The 17,127-nt window shown below is 37.9% G+C and carries 13 protein-coding genes; 5 read left to right on the top strand and 8 right to left on the bottom strand.

From position 1 onward, the window contains the following. Positions 1-8: 8 nt before the first annotated feature. From DUT70_RS17235 to DUT70_RS17250, 4 genes are all read right to left on the bottom strand, one after another. Positions 9-3,266, bottom strand: a complete 3,258-nt coding sequence (locus DUT70_RS17235; protein ID WP_162926654.1) for a SusC/RagA family TonB-linked outer membrane protein — start codon at positions 3,264-3,266, stop codon at positions 9-11. Positions 3,267-3,412: 146 nt separating this feature from the next. Further along, positions 3,413-4,576: a FecR family protein gene (locus DUT70_RS17240; protein ID WP_113648613.1), complete on the bottom strand. Its 1,164-nt coding sequence runs from the start codon at positions 4,574-4,576 to the stop codon at positions 3,413-3,415. A 67-nt stretch (positions 4,577-4,643) separates the two neighbouring features. Then, entirely contained in the window at positions 4,644-5,189 is a 546-nt protein-coding gene (locus tag DUT70_RS17245; RefSeq protein WP_162926655.1) for an RNA polymerase sigma-70 factor, read from the bottom strand. A 428-nt stretch (positions 5,190-5,617) separates the two neighbouring features. Next, complete coding sequence (locus DUT70_RS17250) at positions 5,618-7,342, bottom strand: tetratricopeptide repeat protein (RefSeq protein WP_162926656.1); 1,725 nt, start codon at positions 7,340-7,342, stop codon at positions 5,618-5,620. 133 nt (positions 7,343-7,475) lie between these two features. On the opposite strand from DUT70_RS17250, the gene DUT70_RS17255 reads away from it, so the two are divergent. Next, complete coding sequence (locus DUT70_RS17255; RefSeq protein WP_113648616.1) at positions 7,476-8,303, top strand: CvfB family protein; 828 nt, start codon at positions 7,476-7,478, stop codon at positions 8,301-8,303. A gap of 298 nt (positions 8,304-8,601) precedes the next feature. Here the strand turns inward: DUT70_RS17255 and DUT70_RS17260 are convergent, their stop codons facing one another. The 4 genes from DUT70_RS17260 to DUT70_RS17275 form a co-directional block, all read right to left on the bottom strand. Next, entirely contained in the window at positions 8,602-9,768 is a 1,167-nt protein-coding gene (locus tag DUT70_RS17260; RefSeq protein ID WP_113648617.1) for a trans-sulfuration enzyme family protein, read from the bottom strand. A gap of 81 nt (positions 9,769-9,849) precedes the next feature. Further along, entirely contained in the window at positions 9,850-10,269 is a 420-nt protein-coding gene (locus DUT70_RS17265) for an OsmC family protein (protein WP_113648618.1), read from the bottom strand. 68 nt (positions 10,270-10,337) lie between these two features. After that, positions 10,338-11,141, bottom strand: coding sequence for a 4-(cytidine 5'-diphospho)-2-C-methyl-D-erythritol kinase (gene ispE, locus DUT70_RS17270; protein WP_113648619.1), 804 nt, complete (start codon positions 11,139-11,141; stop codon positions 10,338-10,340). 87 nt (positions 11,142-11,228) lie between these two features. Further along, positions 11,229-11,819 carry a DUF1287 domain-containing protein gene (locus DUT70_RS17275; protein ID WP_205529831.1) on the bottom strand — a complete coding sequence of 197 codons (591 nt, stop codon included), beginning with the start codon at positions 11,817-11,819 and terminating at the stop codon, positions 11,229-11,231. A gap of 266 nt (positions 11,820-12,085) precedes the next feature. Here DUT70_RS17275 and DUT70_RS17280 point away from each other — a divergent pair, with 266 nt between their 5' ends. From DUT70_RS17280 to secDF, 4 genes are all read left to right on the top strand, one after another. Beyond that, positions 12,086-12,880: a thymidylate synthase gene (locus DUT70_RS17280; RefSeq protein ID WP_113648620.1), complete on the top strand. Its 795-nt coding sequence runs from the start codon at positions 12,086-12,088 to the stop codon at positions 12,878-12,880. 66 nt (positions 12,881-12,946) lie between these two features. Next, complete coding sequence (locus DUT70_RS17285; RefSeq protein WP_113648621.1) at positions 12,947-13,333, top strand: four helix bundle protein; 387 nt, start codon at positions 12,947-12,949, stop codon at positions 13,331-13,333. Positions 13,334-13,361: 28 nt separating this feature from the next. Next, the gene (locus DUT70_RS17290) at positions 13,362-13,850 is read left to right on the top strand and encodes a dihydrofolate reductase (protein ID WP_113648622.1); all 489 of its coding nucleotides are present in this window, start codon (positions 13,362-13,364) and stop codon (positions 13,848-13,850) included. 174 nt (positions 13,851-14,024) lie between these two features. Beyond that, positions 14,025-16,982: a protein translocase subunit SecDF gene (gene secDF, locus DUT70_RS17295; protein ID WP_113648623.1), complete on the top strand. Its 2,958-nt coding sequence runs from the start codon at positions 14,025-14,027 to the stop codon at positions 16,980-16,982. Positions 16,983-17,127: the final 145 nt, after the last annotated feature.

The following is a 17,127-nucleotide window of genomic DNA, read 5'->3' on the forward strand; positions in this document are numbered from 1 at the left end:
ATCAAAAATTAAAAGCCTACATTCAAACCAAAAGACAACACCAAGGGCTGAGGATAAGGGTTAAATGAATTTCTATATCCGTTGTAGTTCTTTTTGACTTTATATGGTGTCCAAAAGGCTACATTATCTGCCTGAACATAAACATTTGCTCGCTGTAAACTTATCTTGTTCACAAGCTTAACAGGGAAATTGTAATTCAAGCTTACATTGGTAAGTCTAAAAGCAGTACGGTTATGTAAAAAACGAGTTGAGTTTCTGCCATTGTCTGCATTCTCTGTTAAAGCAGTTTTTGGAACTAAGGTTAAATCTCCAGGTTCTCTCCATCGATCTAATTGGTTTCGTGACTGATTATCATCGGCTAAGTTTCTACCGTCAGACTCTGCTTCACGTTGTAAATTACTGAAAAGATAGCCTCCTACTGTGTATTGCAATAAAGCTCTCAAAGAGAAAGACTTATAATCAAAGGTATTGGTCATACCACCAAAGAACGTTGGGTCTTGTGTTCCAGCTAAAACCCTATTATTCAAATCAAAAACCTTGGTAATATTATCATTTGCATCATACCAAAGCGGACCGCCATCTCTAGGATCAACACCTGCCCACCGAATTAGGTAGTTCGTTTTGATAGGCTCTCCAACTTTTCTAATGGTGCTACCAAATACTTTCTCGTTATTGTTATAAAGTTCAAGAATCGTATTTCTATTTAGTGAAAAGTTGAGACTAGTTTTCCATTCAAAATCCTTGTGCATGATGTTTTGAGTATTCAAGGTAATCTCCACCCCTCTATTTCTGATTTTACCTACATTTTGAAGTATACCTGTAAAACCAGTAGTCCTGGTCACATCTACATCATCAAGTGCATTTTTGGTTACATTTTGGTAGACTTCCACATCAAGCGCTATTCTTTTGAATAAGCCTAAACTAATTCCTCCATTGATAGCAGTTGTCGTTTCCCACGACAACACTGGGTTTTCGCCATTAGTCATTGTAGCACCTAACATTTCATTATAAATATTATTTGTGACATCGAAGCTATAGATACCTTTAGATCTGTAAGCACCAATCCTTGAATTTCCATTGGTACCATAGCTCAATTTAATTTTGGCAAAATCTATCTGCTTAATCTTCCAAAAATCTTCATTACTGATATTCCATGACGCACCGATAGACTTGAAAGTTGCCCATCTCACATCAGATCCGAAATCGGAATTAGCATCTCTTCTGAAACTAGCTACTGCATTATATTTCCTATTGAACGAATAGCTCAATTGTCCATAATATGAAAGTTCGCTTTGCTCAGTTGCCGAGCTATTACCATACCTGGTTTTAGCGTAAGTTACTTCTCTAATTTTATCATTTGCAAAACCCCAACCATAAGCTGTTGCCGATCTTCTACCGCTTTCCCCCGCTTCGGCTCCCAATAAACCACTTATGCTATGCTTATTAATAGTCTTATCAAAATTCAACCTATGCTGCGAGTTCCATTTAAGATTAGTGCTTTGTCCCTTGCTAGCGTCACCACCATCTAAACTGCCCACGTAGGTAAGCATAGATACATAGCTGCTTTCACTCAAAGAAGTATAATCTATTCCGTTGATTGTAGTATACCTTAACCAATCAGTAATTCTGGCAGACCCTCCAACATTAGCGTACATCGCCATTGTTTTTTGGTCATCGTCATTGAGTTTAGCTTCTGCTAGCTTATTGTAAAATTGCTTAACATAAGAGCCATCCGGATTAAACGGACTATCTATTGGCTTATTCGTATAATAGGTATCTCCAGCGTTAAACATATTATTAATCACATAGGAAGCTCCCATTTTAAAAAACAGATCGATAGATTTATTGATATTTTGATCAATATTTATTCTAGTAGAAAAACGCTGCGTCTGATTGTTAATCATGATCGGTTTTTCGTTAAAGTAAGCGCCAGAGATGTAGTATTTTGTTTTCTCTGTTCCACCTCTAAAAGATAAATCGTGCTGCGTAGTTACTCCATTCCTGAAATAAACATCATACCAATCCGTACTACTCCCCAAATCAATTACTGGGTTTGTTACCAAACTAGAATTTGCAAATGATTCTGCTAAAAGTTCACGATATTCACTTGCAGATAATACATGGAAACGGTTATTATTCAACAAATTCACCCCAGTTCTAAATGAATAACCAATATCATTTCGGCCAGGGATACCTTTCTTTGTAGTAATTAACACTACACCATTTGATCCGTTTGCTCCATAAATAGAAGTAGCTGTTGCATCTTTAAGAATCGTAATGGTTTCAATATCATTTGGATTAATATAGGTCAATGGACTAATACTGGTATTTGCTCCTGGTATCATGTTCGTTTCGTCGCCTGTGTACATGGGTACTCCATCGATTACCCAAAGTGGATCTCCAGACGCTTGAAACGAACCTTCACCTCGTATTCTTGTTTGAAACCTTGGACGCGCACTTGAAGTTGTTTGATCTTGCATTTCTACCATTACCCCTGGAACCACACCTTCTAACAATTGATCAATTCTATTTAAAGGCTTCATATCCAAGTCCTTTCTAGTCAGCTGCACTGCACTACCCACTTGACTTTCCTTAGTTTCTTTGGTACCATAGGCTGTAATAATTACTTCCTGAAGGTTACTGGCAGTTTCTTTTAAAACCACATCGATATTCATGTTACCAGCTACAGCAACTTCTTGAGTGCCATAACCAATAATGGAAAATACAAGAACACCATTTGAAGGAACTTTGATGGCGTAATTACCTCTAGCTCCTGTATTTACCGCCCTTTCTGTTCCTTTTACACGAACAACAACTCCAGGCAGAGGTTGAGGTTCTTTACCTGGCCCTTCATATGAACTTACCACCCCTCTTACATTAATTTCTTCTTGCGAAGCACTTGCTTTGGGTTCAGTTAAAATGACCGTTTTATCAATGATCTTATAATTTAGATTCAGCTGATTGGTAATTTTAGCTAAAACATCCTTAAGTTCTTCGTTTTTTACGTCTAGGGTAATGGTTCCTTTTTGATCAGCTTGTTTAGCATCATACAAAAGGAAATAACCAGTTTGTTTTTTAATACTTTCCCATACTTGCTCCAAGCGCTGGTTTCTTGCGCTGATGCTTACCTTCTGGGCATAACCCGAAGCTTTTACACCAAATGAAGCGAGTACAATTAGGTATACGGTTAGTCTCATCATTAATAGTATTTTTCTATTAAATAGTTTGCTTGTTCCCGACTGCTTGCCGAGAAGAAATTGTTTCATATTTTTGTATGTATTGGTTTTAAAATTTGATTGGATTAGACACTCATCAATTTGACAACAACCATACTGTTTGTCCGGAAGCATTGGCGTGCTTTCGGATTTTTTTATGATGGCCGCTGTGTTGGCTTTGTAGGTTTACATCATATTTAAGGGTTAAAGTTTACGGTTACTGTTCTATCTGTTAGGTTAAATTTTGCATTGGTTAAAGTACCCAGCATGTCTAGTACTTGGTTAAGGGTAGCTTGTCTACGGATGTTTCCAGTAATGGCCTGTTGACTCGGCTTACCCTGATACACAATTTCCACGTCGTACCACCGAGAGATCTGATCAAGAATTTCTTTGATATTGTCTTCTTTGAAATAGAAAACACCTTCTTTCCAAGCGATGGATTTATATACTTCTGTTTTTTGCACCTCAATTTCGCCTTGCTCAATCAAAGCTTCCTGCCCTGGCTTCAATAAGGTTTGATGTCCACCTTCGCTAATGCTTACAGAACCTTCTAATAAAGTGGTTTTGCTGGTATTGCCATAAGTGTTGATATTGAAATGCGTTCCCAATACTTTTACTTCGGTATCATTAAAGCTTACAATAAAAGGTTTTGAAGGTTGATGGGCTACTTCAAAATAGGCTTCTCCTTTTAATTGAACTCTACGTTCGTTACCATCAAAGTTTTGAGGAAAGCTCAAATAAGAAGAAGCATTTAACCAAACCTTTGTACCATCAGGCAATACCACTTTATATTCACCAGCTCTTGGTGTACGCAAGGCATGATGATTGGTTTGACCACTTTTGGTGTGATTGGCGGTAAAATACAATGTCCCTTCTTTTACATCAAAGCCTTGGGCCTGATCATGGTCTGAATGTTTTTGATAGCGACCCAAATTTACCACTGCACCATCGGCAAGTTGTAAAATTGCCCTTTCGCTTCCTGGATTTACATCATAAGCGAGAACAGCATCTGAAGCGGTTGATTTTTTTTGCGACTGATAAACGTAAAATGCTACAGAAGATGCGACCAACAAAACTGCGGCTACACGAGGCCACCATTTAGCTAGGCGCAGTTTCTTAGGTTGGCTATTGCGGATATTAGCATTAAACCGTTCCCATTGAGCGTTAACATCTATACTTCTTAGTTGATCAATATCTTGTTCTACTTTGGCAGTTTGTCGAAAGGATTCTAAGAGCGATTTATTATTTGGGCTTTCTTCCAGCCATTCATTAAGGATCTGCTGCTCCTTCTCTGTAATATCATTTTTCAGATATTTTAGGATCAGCGACGATAAGTATTCAAAATCTCTATGAGGTGTCATATATCCTATAGAAACCTGAAAAAGAAAAAGGGGTGAAAAGATTTTGAGATTTTTTAAAAAAAATTCATCATTTCAACAGAAACAATGCGGCAATGGCAAAAAAATCTGGATTTAGCCTCATCTTTAATAATTGGAGTCCTCGTTTTTTCTGAGTTTTAACGGTATTGATACTAATGTCTAAGGCATCTGCAATCTCATGATTTTTAAGACCCTCCAAGTATCCCATTCTAAAAATCTGCTGACAGCTTGCAGGTAGCGTTTCCAGCACTTTATTAATCTCGGCGATCACTTCTGATTTGATCATCAGGTTAAGCGCTACCGCATCTTCTATAGGCTCAACGTCTTGTTTATTGAGATAAGAATGTTCTAACTTTTGCCTACGTAGGCGATTTAAAGAGGCATTTTTAACGCTTTGATACAAAAAACCATTTACCGACCCAATGTTCTTTTTCTCTTCGGGATTAAGGTTCCAAAAAGTCATAAAGGTTTCTTGAACGACATCATTGGCAGCCTCAGAATCATTCAATAACTGAGTGGCAAAATAACACAGTTTGGCATAGTTGTCCTTAAACAACTGCTCAAAATTAGCGGTATTTTCTACTGATTTGCCCAAAGGAATTAGCTCTGCTGAAAAGATTAGTAATCAAAAATAGTTGTAATCTATCAGTAAAACAAGTCTATAGCAACTACAAATCACAAATCAACTATGTTTTTACACATTATTAGTGAAGTATATAGACGATCAACTCAAAATTATCCTGACAATCTCCTACTCTCTTCTTTCTATTCCTGTTTTCTCTATCTGAAGCAATCTTTCATCGAAATAACACCATACCAGTGCCATCAATAGCAAAGCTATTAAAATAATGATAATCAACACTCTCTGATTTTTGAGTTTATACATGTGCTATTTGCGTTAATTTTACACTTAAAAGTTTTACAACGAACATAAATCTCGTTGCTAAAAGTGATAAATACATTTTTTGTGGCGGACAAAAAGCGGACAATTTGATAGATTTCTCGACTAATGTCCCCTCATTATTATACCAAGGAAAGGATATAGGTTTCGAGCGATTGGTCTTCTGCCAAGGGCAAACGTTGCTTCAAACGCCTTTTACTTCTAGCTACGCTATCTGCGCTTATACCCAAAGTATTGGCAATTTCTTTATTGCTCATTTGCAGAAAAATCAAACTAGCTAAACGCTCCTCAGCCGAGGTTAAATCAGGCAATACTGCGTGTAAACGAGGGTAAAATAATGGATAAACTTTATTGAAATCCTCTTTAAATCTTCGCCATTCTTCATCGGTTACCAGTACGTATTCCAAAAGGTTCTTATTTACCAATTTTTCGTCAAAGTTATTTTGAAGTTTATTTTTCTTGAGCGAAAGACTTAAGTTTTCAATTAGTTTATCTTTCTCCAGCATCTGGCTTCTAAACTGCTGCAAGCTTTGTTTTGCTTTTTCTACGGCATTATGTGCTTGTTCGGCCTCAAGTGCTCTTTGCTGCTTTTCTAAGCGTATTTTTAAAGCTTGCCTATTATAAAGTAACCAGCCTATAATGCTCAAAAGTGCGATTGCTATAAAAATGGCTGTTCGGGTTTGCTTAAGGTTTTGGATACTGGTATTGGCCTCTTCCAGTTTTTTCTGTGCATTGTCAAACAGCATCCTGGCGTTCATCGCAGATAACTTCCCTTTATTAATCATCTCGTCCTGCTCCTGTTGATACCGTCCATAACTATGTTGGTAATAAATGGCGCTATCTGTCTGCCCCAAATGGGTATAAGCAATAGCAATGCTTTTAGTAGCTTTCACTTTATCGTCTAATTTCCGACTCGTAATGGCGGCTTTCAACGCTTCTTTAAAAGCAATTAATGCCGTTGCGTATTGCTTTTGCCTTAGAAATATTTCGCCTCTGGCATTTTGAGCAATGGCAATATTGTTATATTGCTTGTATTTAATGCCCGACTGCAATTGTTGATCGATTAAAGGCAATGCAGCCGCAACATTTCCTTCATAAAAATAACACCTGCCTATGTTACCGTTAGCAATAGCCATCCACAGCTCGTCAGCCTCAGGATGTATCGGCTTTTTTTGGATAGTATCTATAATCTGCTGATAATAATTGATGGCCTTTTTGTATTCTCCAAGCGCCAAATGCGAAGCGCCCAATACGTCCAGCTGGAAAATGTAAACCATGGGGTCCCACTCATAGACTTTTACTTTTTTAAAGGTCAGGCATTTTTCTCCGTATTTGATGCTCTCCCGAAAATCTTTAGTTTTATAAAGTGATAAACTTGCCCCTAAATACCTATTTTGAACGTAAGAAAAATATTGATATCCTATTCTCTTTTGCAATTCTATCGCTTTCAAGTTATAAAGCAAATATCCTCCCTCATAATCTATATCGGCAGCCAAGGCATAAATCTCAGCAAGCAATTGATCGTCTTTCAAATTGCTGGCCATCTTAATAGCTTCCTTAATTTTTAAACTATCCTGACGAGTTAACTTGACATTAAAAACCCTCCGCCCTAGCACATCGAACATACAATATCTTGCTCTCAATCGCTTATCGGTATTATTTTCAAGATAACGGTTAAATTCAGCAGTTAGTTTCAGAAAGCTCTTAAGCTTAAATTCATTTCTAAGAATCACATAGCTAGCCTCAGCACTATCAGTTTGGGCCGTACCCGTTACCGACCAAGATTTTACAAATGCGTTTATATAGCTCTCTTGAGCGAAACAAGAAACACTTAGGAAAAGCAGCAAGCATAAAAAAAACACCGGTCGGAGCATAAAGAAGATATCTTAGACCAAAGATAATATTCCTAATTATTTAAACCTGTAAAACACAAAAGCTAATCTTCATAATCTTAGTATCTTTGCAAGCTAATTAAGTAAGATGATTGCAATAGGGAAATACAATAAATTACGTGTAGCTGCAAAAAATAGTCAGGGTTTAAGCTTAACTGATGGTACCGAAGAAGTGCTCTTGCCATTTAAGGACGTACCAAGTGATTTAAACTTAGGCGATGATGTAGAAGCTTTTGTTTACCTCAATAAAGATGGCAGTACCGTTGCTACTTTAAAAGAAGTGTTGGCAACCGCTGATGAATTTGCCTTGTTAACGGTAGTGAGTGTAAATGATGATGGTGCTTTTTTAGACATCGGCATTGATAAAGATATTTTTGTGCCCAAAAGGGAGCAAAAAAAGCCAATGGAACTCGGTGAGAGCTATGTGGTATTTGTTTACCTTGATGATTTCTCGAATAAATTACTGGCTTCATCTAAAGTAGATCAGTTTGTTGAACTCGAAAATTTTGATTTCGAAGAAGGCGATGCGGTTGATCTTTTGATTGTGGATAAATCTGATTTGGGCTACAATGCCATCATCAATAATGAATTTATTGGTTTACTATACCATAACGAGGTTTTCTCGGTGATTGAGGTTGGACAAAGAACCACTGGATGGATTAAGAAAATTAGGGTAGAAGGCAAAATTGACTTAACCTTGCAACCGTCGGGCTTTGGACATATTTTAGAAACGAAGGATTATATCCTGGAAGAATTAAGAATTGTTGGCGAGATAAACCTTGGTGACAAAAGTACGCCAGAAGAGATTTACAATAGGTTTCAGGTAAGTAAAAGTGCTTTTAAAAAGGCCATTGGTGGTTTGTATAAAGAACGTTTAATTACACTTTCAGACCATCATATTAAGTTGGTGAAGTAGCAGAACCGCCAATTATCCGTCATTGCGAGGTACGAAGCAATCTCCTTAATAGCTTTAAGATTGCTTCGTACCTCGCAATGACGTGATGCATAAAAAAGCAGCTCCCGCTCATCCTTCGTCATCTCGAACGAGTTTACGAGGAGAGATCTATCTCCATCGTTAACACAGCTGTTAGATTTCTCCATTTCGCTACGCTTCAGTCGAAATGACGTGTTCGTTATAAATAAAAAAGGAGCAAATTAATTTTGCTCCTTTTTTATTTGCTCTTTGGCAAGTGAAAACTGTTAATTGAAAACTGCTAACTGTCCAACGCCTGCTCAATATCTTTCAAAATATCATCAATATGCTCTAAGCCGATAGACAAACGGATAGAACCTTGCTCAATACCTACAATATTACGCTCTTCTTCGGTCAGTTTACTATGTGTACTGGTTGCTGGATGTGTTGCAATCGACCTTGTATCAGCTAAATTCGCAGAGATAGAAAACATTTTTAAGCCATCCATAAATTTACGAGCAGCTTCTATGCCTCCATTCACCACAATGGTTACAATACCACCACCTTGTTTCATTTGCTTTTTAGCAATGCTATACTGCGGATGCGATTCCAAGAAAGGATATTTAACCAATTTAATTTTTGGATGCTTCTCCAAGTATTGCGCAACTTTTAAAGCATTTTCGCAATGACGGTCCATGCGCACAGCCAATGTTTCTAAACTCTTCGACAAAATCCACGCATTAAAAGGCGACAAAGAAGGTCCACTGTGACGCGCAAAAGCAACAACTTCTGCAATGAGTGCTTTGCTGCCTAAAATAATTCCACCTAAAGCACGTCCTTGTCCATCAATGTATTTAGTGGCCGAATGGATAGAAATATGGGCACCTAATTTAAGGGGTTGTTGTAAATATGGCGTGGCGAAACAATTATCTACCGCCAATAAAACATTGTGCTTTTTGGCCAGTCCACCTAAAAATTCCAAATCAATAATGTCGATACCAGGATTTGATGGTGTTTCTACAAAAATCATTTTGGTATTTGGCTTGATTAAGCCTTCCCAATCTTCGGGTTTATCTAAATCAGCATAATCAAATGTTACCCCCCATTTTGCGAACACGTTGGTCAATAATTGGTGTGTAGAACCAAATACTGAACGGCTTGAAACAATATGGTCGCCATTTTTAAGGAAAGCAGCAAACGTAGTGAAAATAGCCGCCATACCCGTTGCCGTGGCAAATCCGTCTTCAGCACCTTCCAACAGCACCATTTTCTCAATGAACTCTGAAGTATTTGGATTAGAATAACGGCTGTACACATTACCTTCTTTTTCGTTGGCAAACAAGGCACGCATTTCTTCCGCATCATCAAACTTATAGCTCGAAGTAAGGTAAATAGGTGATGAATGTTCCTTGTGCGAACTTCTTTCGGTTTGAGTGCGTATGGCTATGGTTTCGAAATGATCTGACATTTTTTCTAGTATCTAGATTTGAGTATCAAGTATCAAGACAGCGAACGAGCACAAGCATTAAATCTTGATACTCGATACTTACTACTTGCTACTAATTGTATATGTAAAATTTATTGTTGCTGACCTGCCCAAAATATTGGAAACAGAGCAGTATTTATCAAAAGTCATTTGTAGGGCACGTTCCACTTTCTGAACGCTTAAATCTCCAAATAAGTTGAAATGAATGTCTATCACATCAAATATAGGAGGCATTTCCTCGTCCTTTCGAGTAGCTTTAATATTGATTTTGATATCGTTTAAAGGTTCTTTTTGTTTGGTTAGTACATTGACCACATCAATACCGCTGCAACCGCCCAAACCTACCAATAACATTTCCATCGGGCGAAAGCCTTTGCCTTCTCCGCCAATGGCAGGCTTTGCATCCAGTTCAACGGTAAAGCCGTTATCGTTTTCTGCCTCAAAATTAAATTTTCCGCTTTTGCGGATTAGGTTGATTTCCATTATTTCATTAGCTTAAAGCTTAAAGCTCAATGCCAAAAGCTTTCCGCCTTTCGCTTTAAGCCTTCCGCTTATATATCGTAAAAAACTAAATTCTCTTTCTCTAGATCTGGCAGTTTTACCTCTTTTTCAAAAATTGCAAATACCGAAGAGCCGCTACCACTCATGAGTGCAAATTTAGCCCCAGCTTGATAAAGCTTTGTTTTTATTTCGTCAATTTGTGGATATTTTGCAAAAACAGAAGGCTCAAAATCGTTGAAAATATGAGCTTGCCAATCTTGTAGCGGCAAATGTATCAAATCTTTTAAAGAAGTGGAAGGCTGTTTTACGTTTATATTGCTGTAAGCCTGTGCTGTGGAAACATGCACTGGTGGTTTTACCAATACCAAATAATACTTAGACAGGTCTACCGACAAATCTTCAAATTCATCGCCTTTGGCAAAAGCATAGGTGGGCTTATTTTTGATGAAGAATGCACAATCAGCGCCCAATGGCCTGGCATAACTCTCCATCTGCTCATCAGTTAAACCTAGTTCGAACTTTTGGTTGGTCAGTTTAATTAAAAAAGCGGCATCAGCACTGCCACCACCTAAACCTGCCCCAACAGGAATATTTTTAAGTAACACAATTTGCTGATGAGGTAAATTAAAATCTCGCTGCAAAGCTTGAAATGCCTTTAAGCAGATATTATCGCTAGCATCTCCTGGTATATTAATTCCTTTGATCAGCATCGACGTTTCATCCGCATCCACCAGCTCTACTACATCATGTATCTTAATGGGATAAAAAACGGTTTGCAGGTTATGGTAACCATCTGCTCGTTTTTCGGTAAGAAACAAGCCTAAATTTATTTTAGCATTGGCAAATGTTAGCATCCCCAGATTTTAGATTGATAAAAGAATAAAGAGCAAAGATAAAAGAGCAAAGACCAAACCTATCACTTAAAACTTAAAACTAATAACTTACAACTGATAAGTATAATGTCCAATAATCTTCCAATCAAAAAGTACATCCTCTATTACCTGTCCACCACCTATGTTATGTACAATTAAATAGCGTTTGCCATCTCCAGATTTACGATTGACCACTAAACCTATATGCGTTTGCCTGCCATTTAAATCCCAGCACACAATATCTCCAGGTAAATAATCTTCTGGCTTCTTCGTCATTGGCTTTTTCACTCCCTTTCTACCAAAAAACACCATTAAATTAGGCACGCGCCTATGGTCGATATTTCTATCCGTAGTTTTCATGCCCCAGTTTTTTGGATACAGCCTGAAATTCGCTTTCATATCTTCGTGTACTTCTTTTTGCAAATCTGTACCCAGTTTGCGATAAGCTCTAATCACTACATCGGTACAAACTCCCTTTCCTACGGGCACATCTCCATTGGGATACGCAATCTTAAAATAAGCAGGATCATAAACCACCCTATCTTTAGTAAGCTCAAGGGCAGCGTTCGACAGTTTTTGAGCTTGCGGACTTTGGGCAAAACTATGGATGCCAAACCAGCAAGCAATCGTAAATGATAAGATAATTTTTCTGAACATCATGATGAACAAATCTAAGGCATTTACGGCATATTGAGGCACTTCCTGGAATGGAAATCAATAAAAAATCATCTTGTGGAAAAAGGGGTGAACATTCCTTCCTATTTAATCTTTAGATTTGTATTTTACAATTTAACACGGACACCTAATCAATGCGTCATTTCGAGCGAAACATTGTGTAGCCGAGAAATCTTTTAAACATATCCAAAGATTTCTCCATTCCGCTGCGCTTCAGTCGAAATGACGTAAAAACACCTTTAGAGGAGTATATGAAACAATATTTAGATTTGATGCAGCATGTGCTGGACACTGGCACGCAGAAACACGACAGAACGGGAACGGGAACAATTAGCGTATTTGGCTACCAAATGCGTTTTAATTTACAGGAAGGATTTCCAATGGTGACTACCAAAAAACTGCATTTAAAATCGATCATCCACGAATTGATTTGGTTTTTGCAGGGCGATACCAATATTAAATACTTGAAAGATAACGGTGTGCGTATTTGGGACGAATGGGCGGATGAAAATGGGGATTTAGGGCCTGTTTATGGTTCACAATGGCGCAGCTGGCCAAAACCTGATGGCGGCCATATTGACCAAATTACCCAAATCATCAACACCATTAAAAACAACCCCGATTCACGACGTATCATCGTATCTGCTTGGAACGTTGCCGAGATTGAAAACATGGCCTTACCTCCTTGTCACGCTTTCTTTCAATTTTACGTTGCGGATGGGAAATTAAGTTGCCAATTATATCAACGCAGTGCGGATATTTTCTTAGGTGTACCTTTTAATATTGCTTCTTATGCTTTACTAACCATGATGGTGGCACAAGTTTGCGGTTTAGAGGCTGGTGATTTCATCCACGCCTTTGGCGATGCCCATATTTACAATAACCACTTGGAGCAAGTGAAACTGCAATTGAGCAGAGATCCTAAGCCATTGCCAACGATGAAAATCAACCCAGAAGTGAAAGATATCTTTGATTTCAAATTTGAGGATTTTGAATTGGTGAATTACGAAGCGCATCCGCACATCAAAGGGATTGTTGCAGTGTAATTAGTTCAATTGTTCATTGGTTCATTAGTTGATTTTCTATAGCTTAGTCAAATCAACTACCAAACTATGAGCCACAACAGAATAGAAGAGCTAGAGGTTTATACCCTTGCCGAAGAAATATCCGACGAAATATGGAATATTGTCTTAAATTGGGATTTTTTCGCAAAAGATACCATTGGAAAACAAATTTGCAGAGCAGCAGACTCTATAAGTGCAAATATTGCGGAAGGATATGGGAGATTTCATTTTAAAGAGAATAAGAACTTTTGTTATTACAGCCGAGGTTCGATTTTAGAAGTAAAATCTTTTATTAGAAAATCAAAACAGAGAAATCTAATCACTAAAGAGCAATACACTAACTTGCTTGGAAAATTAGAAACAATACACCTCAAATTAAACAGTTACATCAAGTTTATCGGAAAACAAGAAGCTAGTACAACTCGGCAAAAATGAACCAATGAACTAATGAACCTATAAACTAATGAACCAAATATCCATTGTAGTAGCCATATCAGAAAATAACGCCATTGGCAAAGACAACCAATTGCTTTGGCACTTGCCTTCTGATTTAAAGCACTTTAAAAACATTACCACGGGACATACCATTATCATGGGCCGTAAAACTTACGATTCTATTGGCAAGCCCCTGCCCAACAGAAGAAACATCATCATTACACGTCAAAAAGATTTAAACCTCGAAGGTGTAGAAGTAGTGAATTCTTTGGAAGAAGCTTTATCCCTAAGTAAAGACGAGGAAGAGGTTTTTATTATTGGCGGAGCCGAAATCTACAAACAGGCCGTTGCCGTTTCACATCGTATTTACCTTACAAGGGTACATCAGGAATTTGAAGCCGATGCTTTTTTCCCTGAACTTGATCATGAGACCTGGAGAGAAATTGAAAAAGTGGATCACTTACCCGATGAAAAGAACAAATTCGCTTATACTTTTTCTACTTTGGAAAGGGTTTAAACTTTTCTAGCCACAGATACACAGATCAATATTTCTAAATCATTTGTGCATCTGTGGCTTAATATATTTCTTATCCCAATAAAATTACAATAAGAGGTTCTATTATTTAAAAAAATAATTAGATTTGCCGACTTGTTAAAAAACAGCTTATTATAAAATAGAATTAAACAAACAATGCAAGGTAAAGGTTTTATAAAATTCATGGCGATACTTTTAGGTATTGTCTGTCTGTATTCACTTTCTTTCAACATCATTACTTACAACGTAGAGAAAAAGGCTAAGGAATTTGCTAAAGGCGATGAAGCTAAAGAAAAAGCATACTTAGACTCGATGGCTACCGAAAAGGTATATCCTTTATTAGGCCTTACCTATCAGCAAGTAAAAAGCAAAGAAATCAACTTAGGTCTAGACTTAAAAGGTGGTATGAATGTTACCATGGAAATTTCTTTGGCAGAGTTGACCAAATCATTGGCGGGTAACACTTCTGATGAGAACTTTAACAAGGCACTATCTAACGCTCAAACTCAGATGAACGCCGGTGGCAAAGATTTCATTGCATTGTTTGTAAGCGAATATGAAAAATTAGTGCCTAACGGAAAATTAGCAGACTTTTTTGCTAACCAAGACAACTCAGCACAACTGAAAGCTACTGCGAGCAACGCTGATGTAAAAAGTTATTTGAGCAAAGAGGCCACTAGCGCTATCGACCGTTCATTTATCATTTTACGTAGTCGTATCGATGGTTTTGGTGTAGTGAGTCCAAACATGCAGAAACAAGAAGGTTCAAACAGGATCTTCATTGAGATGCCTGGTATCCAAGACAAAGAACGTGTTCGTAAATTATTACAAGGTTCTGCCGAGCTTCAGTTCTGGCAAGTATACCAATCGCAAGAGGTATACCCTATTTTAGAGAACATTAACAAAACCCTTGCTACTACCTTAAAAGATACTACAGCTAAAACTGTTGCTGCTGACACAACCGCTAAGGGTGGTAAATTAGCTGGCTTAACTAAAGGTGCTAACACTCCTGCAGCTAAAGATACTAGCGCAAGTGCTAAAACTGCTGAGCTTGCAAAAGCGAGCCCGCTTATCAATACCGTATTACAATTACCTATCTATCAAGGCGAAAATGGCCAACGACAATTAATGCCAGGTGCAGTAGTTGGTTACGCTTTGCAAAAAGATACCGCTAAGGTAAATGCTTACTTATCTAAACCAGAAATCAAGTCTTTAATCCCAACCACCATGAAATTCATGTGGGGATTAAAACCTAGAACTGGAACCAAAGCATTTGAACTTTATGCTATTAAAGTAACTTCATTAGATGGTCGTCCTGATTTAAGTGGTGATGCGGTTGCGAATGCTCGTGACGGTTTTGACCAAAACAACAATCCAGACGTTACCATGTTCATGACCAGCGAAGGTGCTACGAAATGGAAAAAAATGACGGCTGAAGCTGCTGCTGATCCTAACAACAAAAAAGCCATTGCGATTGTGTTAGACAACACGGTTTACTCAGCGCCTACGGTACAAAACGAAATTCCTAACGGTGTTTCTTCAATCACTGGAAGTTTCACTAAAGAAGATACTAAAGATTTAGCTAACGTATTAAAAGCGGGTAAGTTACCTGCTCCTGCTAAAATCGTTTCAGATTTTGTGGTAGGTCCATCATTGGGTCAACAAGCTATCGATAGTGGTTTACTATCATTCGTATTAGCTTTCGTGGTAATTCTTGCTTTTATGGCATTCTATTACAACAAAGCAGGTTGGGTAGCAAACATTGCCTTGGTCATCAACGTATTCTTTATCATGGGTGTTTTAGCTGCATTTGGTGCGGTGTTAACACTTCCTGGTATCGCAGGTATCGTATTAACCATTGGTTTATCGGTAGATGCTAACATTCTAATCTTCGAGCGTGTTCGTGAAGAATTGGCACAAGGTAAATCTACCAACGTAGCCATCAGAGAAGGTTTCAAACATGCCATGTCGTCCATCTTAGACTCGAACATTACCGTATTCATCCTAGGTGTGATCCTATTTGTTTTCGGTTCTGGACCAGTACAAGGTTTTGCCACTACTTTGTGTGTGGGTATTGCTACTTCATTGTTTGCAGCGGTATTAATTTCTCGTTTAATCTTCGAATCGATGATGAACAAGAAAGCAAATATCACTTTCGATAACAGCATGACCCGTAACGCCTTCAAAAACCTAGCGTTTAACTTCGTAGGTCGCAGAAAGCTTTACTATATCATCTCTACGGTAATCATCATTTTAGGTGCTGTTTTCTATGTGAAAAATGGCGGACTTCACTTAGGTGTTGACTTTAAAGGTGGTAGAACTTACATGGTGAAGTTCGACAAGCAATTGAATACTGAAGAAGTGGCTAAAACTTTATCAGCAAACTTTGAAGGTGAAGAAGCTTTGGTTAAAACCATTGGTACTGACAATTCATTAAAAATTACTACACCTTACCACATTACCGACCAAGATGCTAATGCAGATAAAGTTGTTGAAACTGCATTGAGAAAAGGTTTAGATGGTTTAGGTGCAAAATATACCATTGAAAGTTCACAAAAGGTAACGCCTACTATTGCTAGCGACATTATTACAAGCGCTGTTTATGCAGTATTGTTCTCGTGTTTAGTGATGTTTATCTACATCTTGGTACGTTTCAAAAAATGGCAATATGGTTTAGGTGCGGTAATCGCTCTATTCCACGACGTTTTATTGGTACTTTCTTTCTACACTATTTTAGATGGCGTGTTGCCTTTCCCTCTAGAGATTGGTCAAGATTTTATTGCTGCAATTTTAACCGTAATGGGTTACACCATGACAGAAACGGTAATTGTATTTGACCGTATCCGTGAGCGTTTGGCTGAAAGCGGTAAAACTGATGTACAAGGCGAAGAGCGTAACAAGTTGATCAACTTTGCTTTGAACAGTACCTTAAGCCGTACCATCTTAACCTCATTATCGGTGTTCTTCGTATTAATCGTGATCTTCATTTTCGGTGGCGATAGCATCCGTGGTTTCATCTTTGCCTTATTAATTGGTCGTATCATTGGTACCTACTCATCATTATGTATCTCTACGCCTATCGTTATCGACTTGTCAAAAGACGATAAGAAATAAATCGCATAACTAAACCAAATTATAAATCACTAGGGTCCTGAATATTTCGGGACCCTTTTTTGTTTTATTAGAGATGTAAAACCATTAAGGAATGAAGAAAATTAAGAGATTATCGAAAAACCCTTCTTTGCGATCTTTGCGGAAA

Origin of the sequence: Pedobacter chitinilyticus (assembly GCF_003313385.1) — a bacterium.
Lineage (GTDB): Bacteria > Bacteroidota > Bacteroidia > Sphingobacteriales > Sphingobacteriaceae > Pedobacter > Pedobacter chitinilyticus.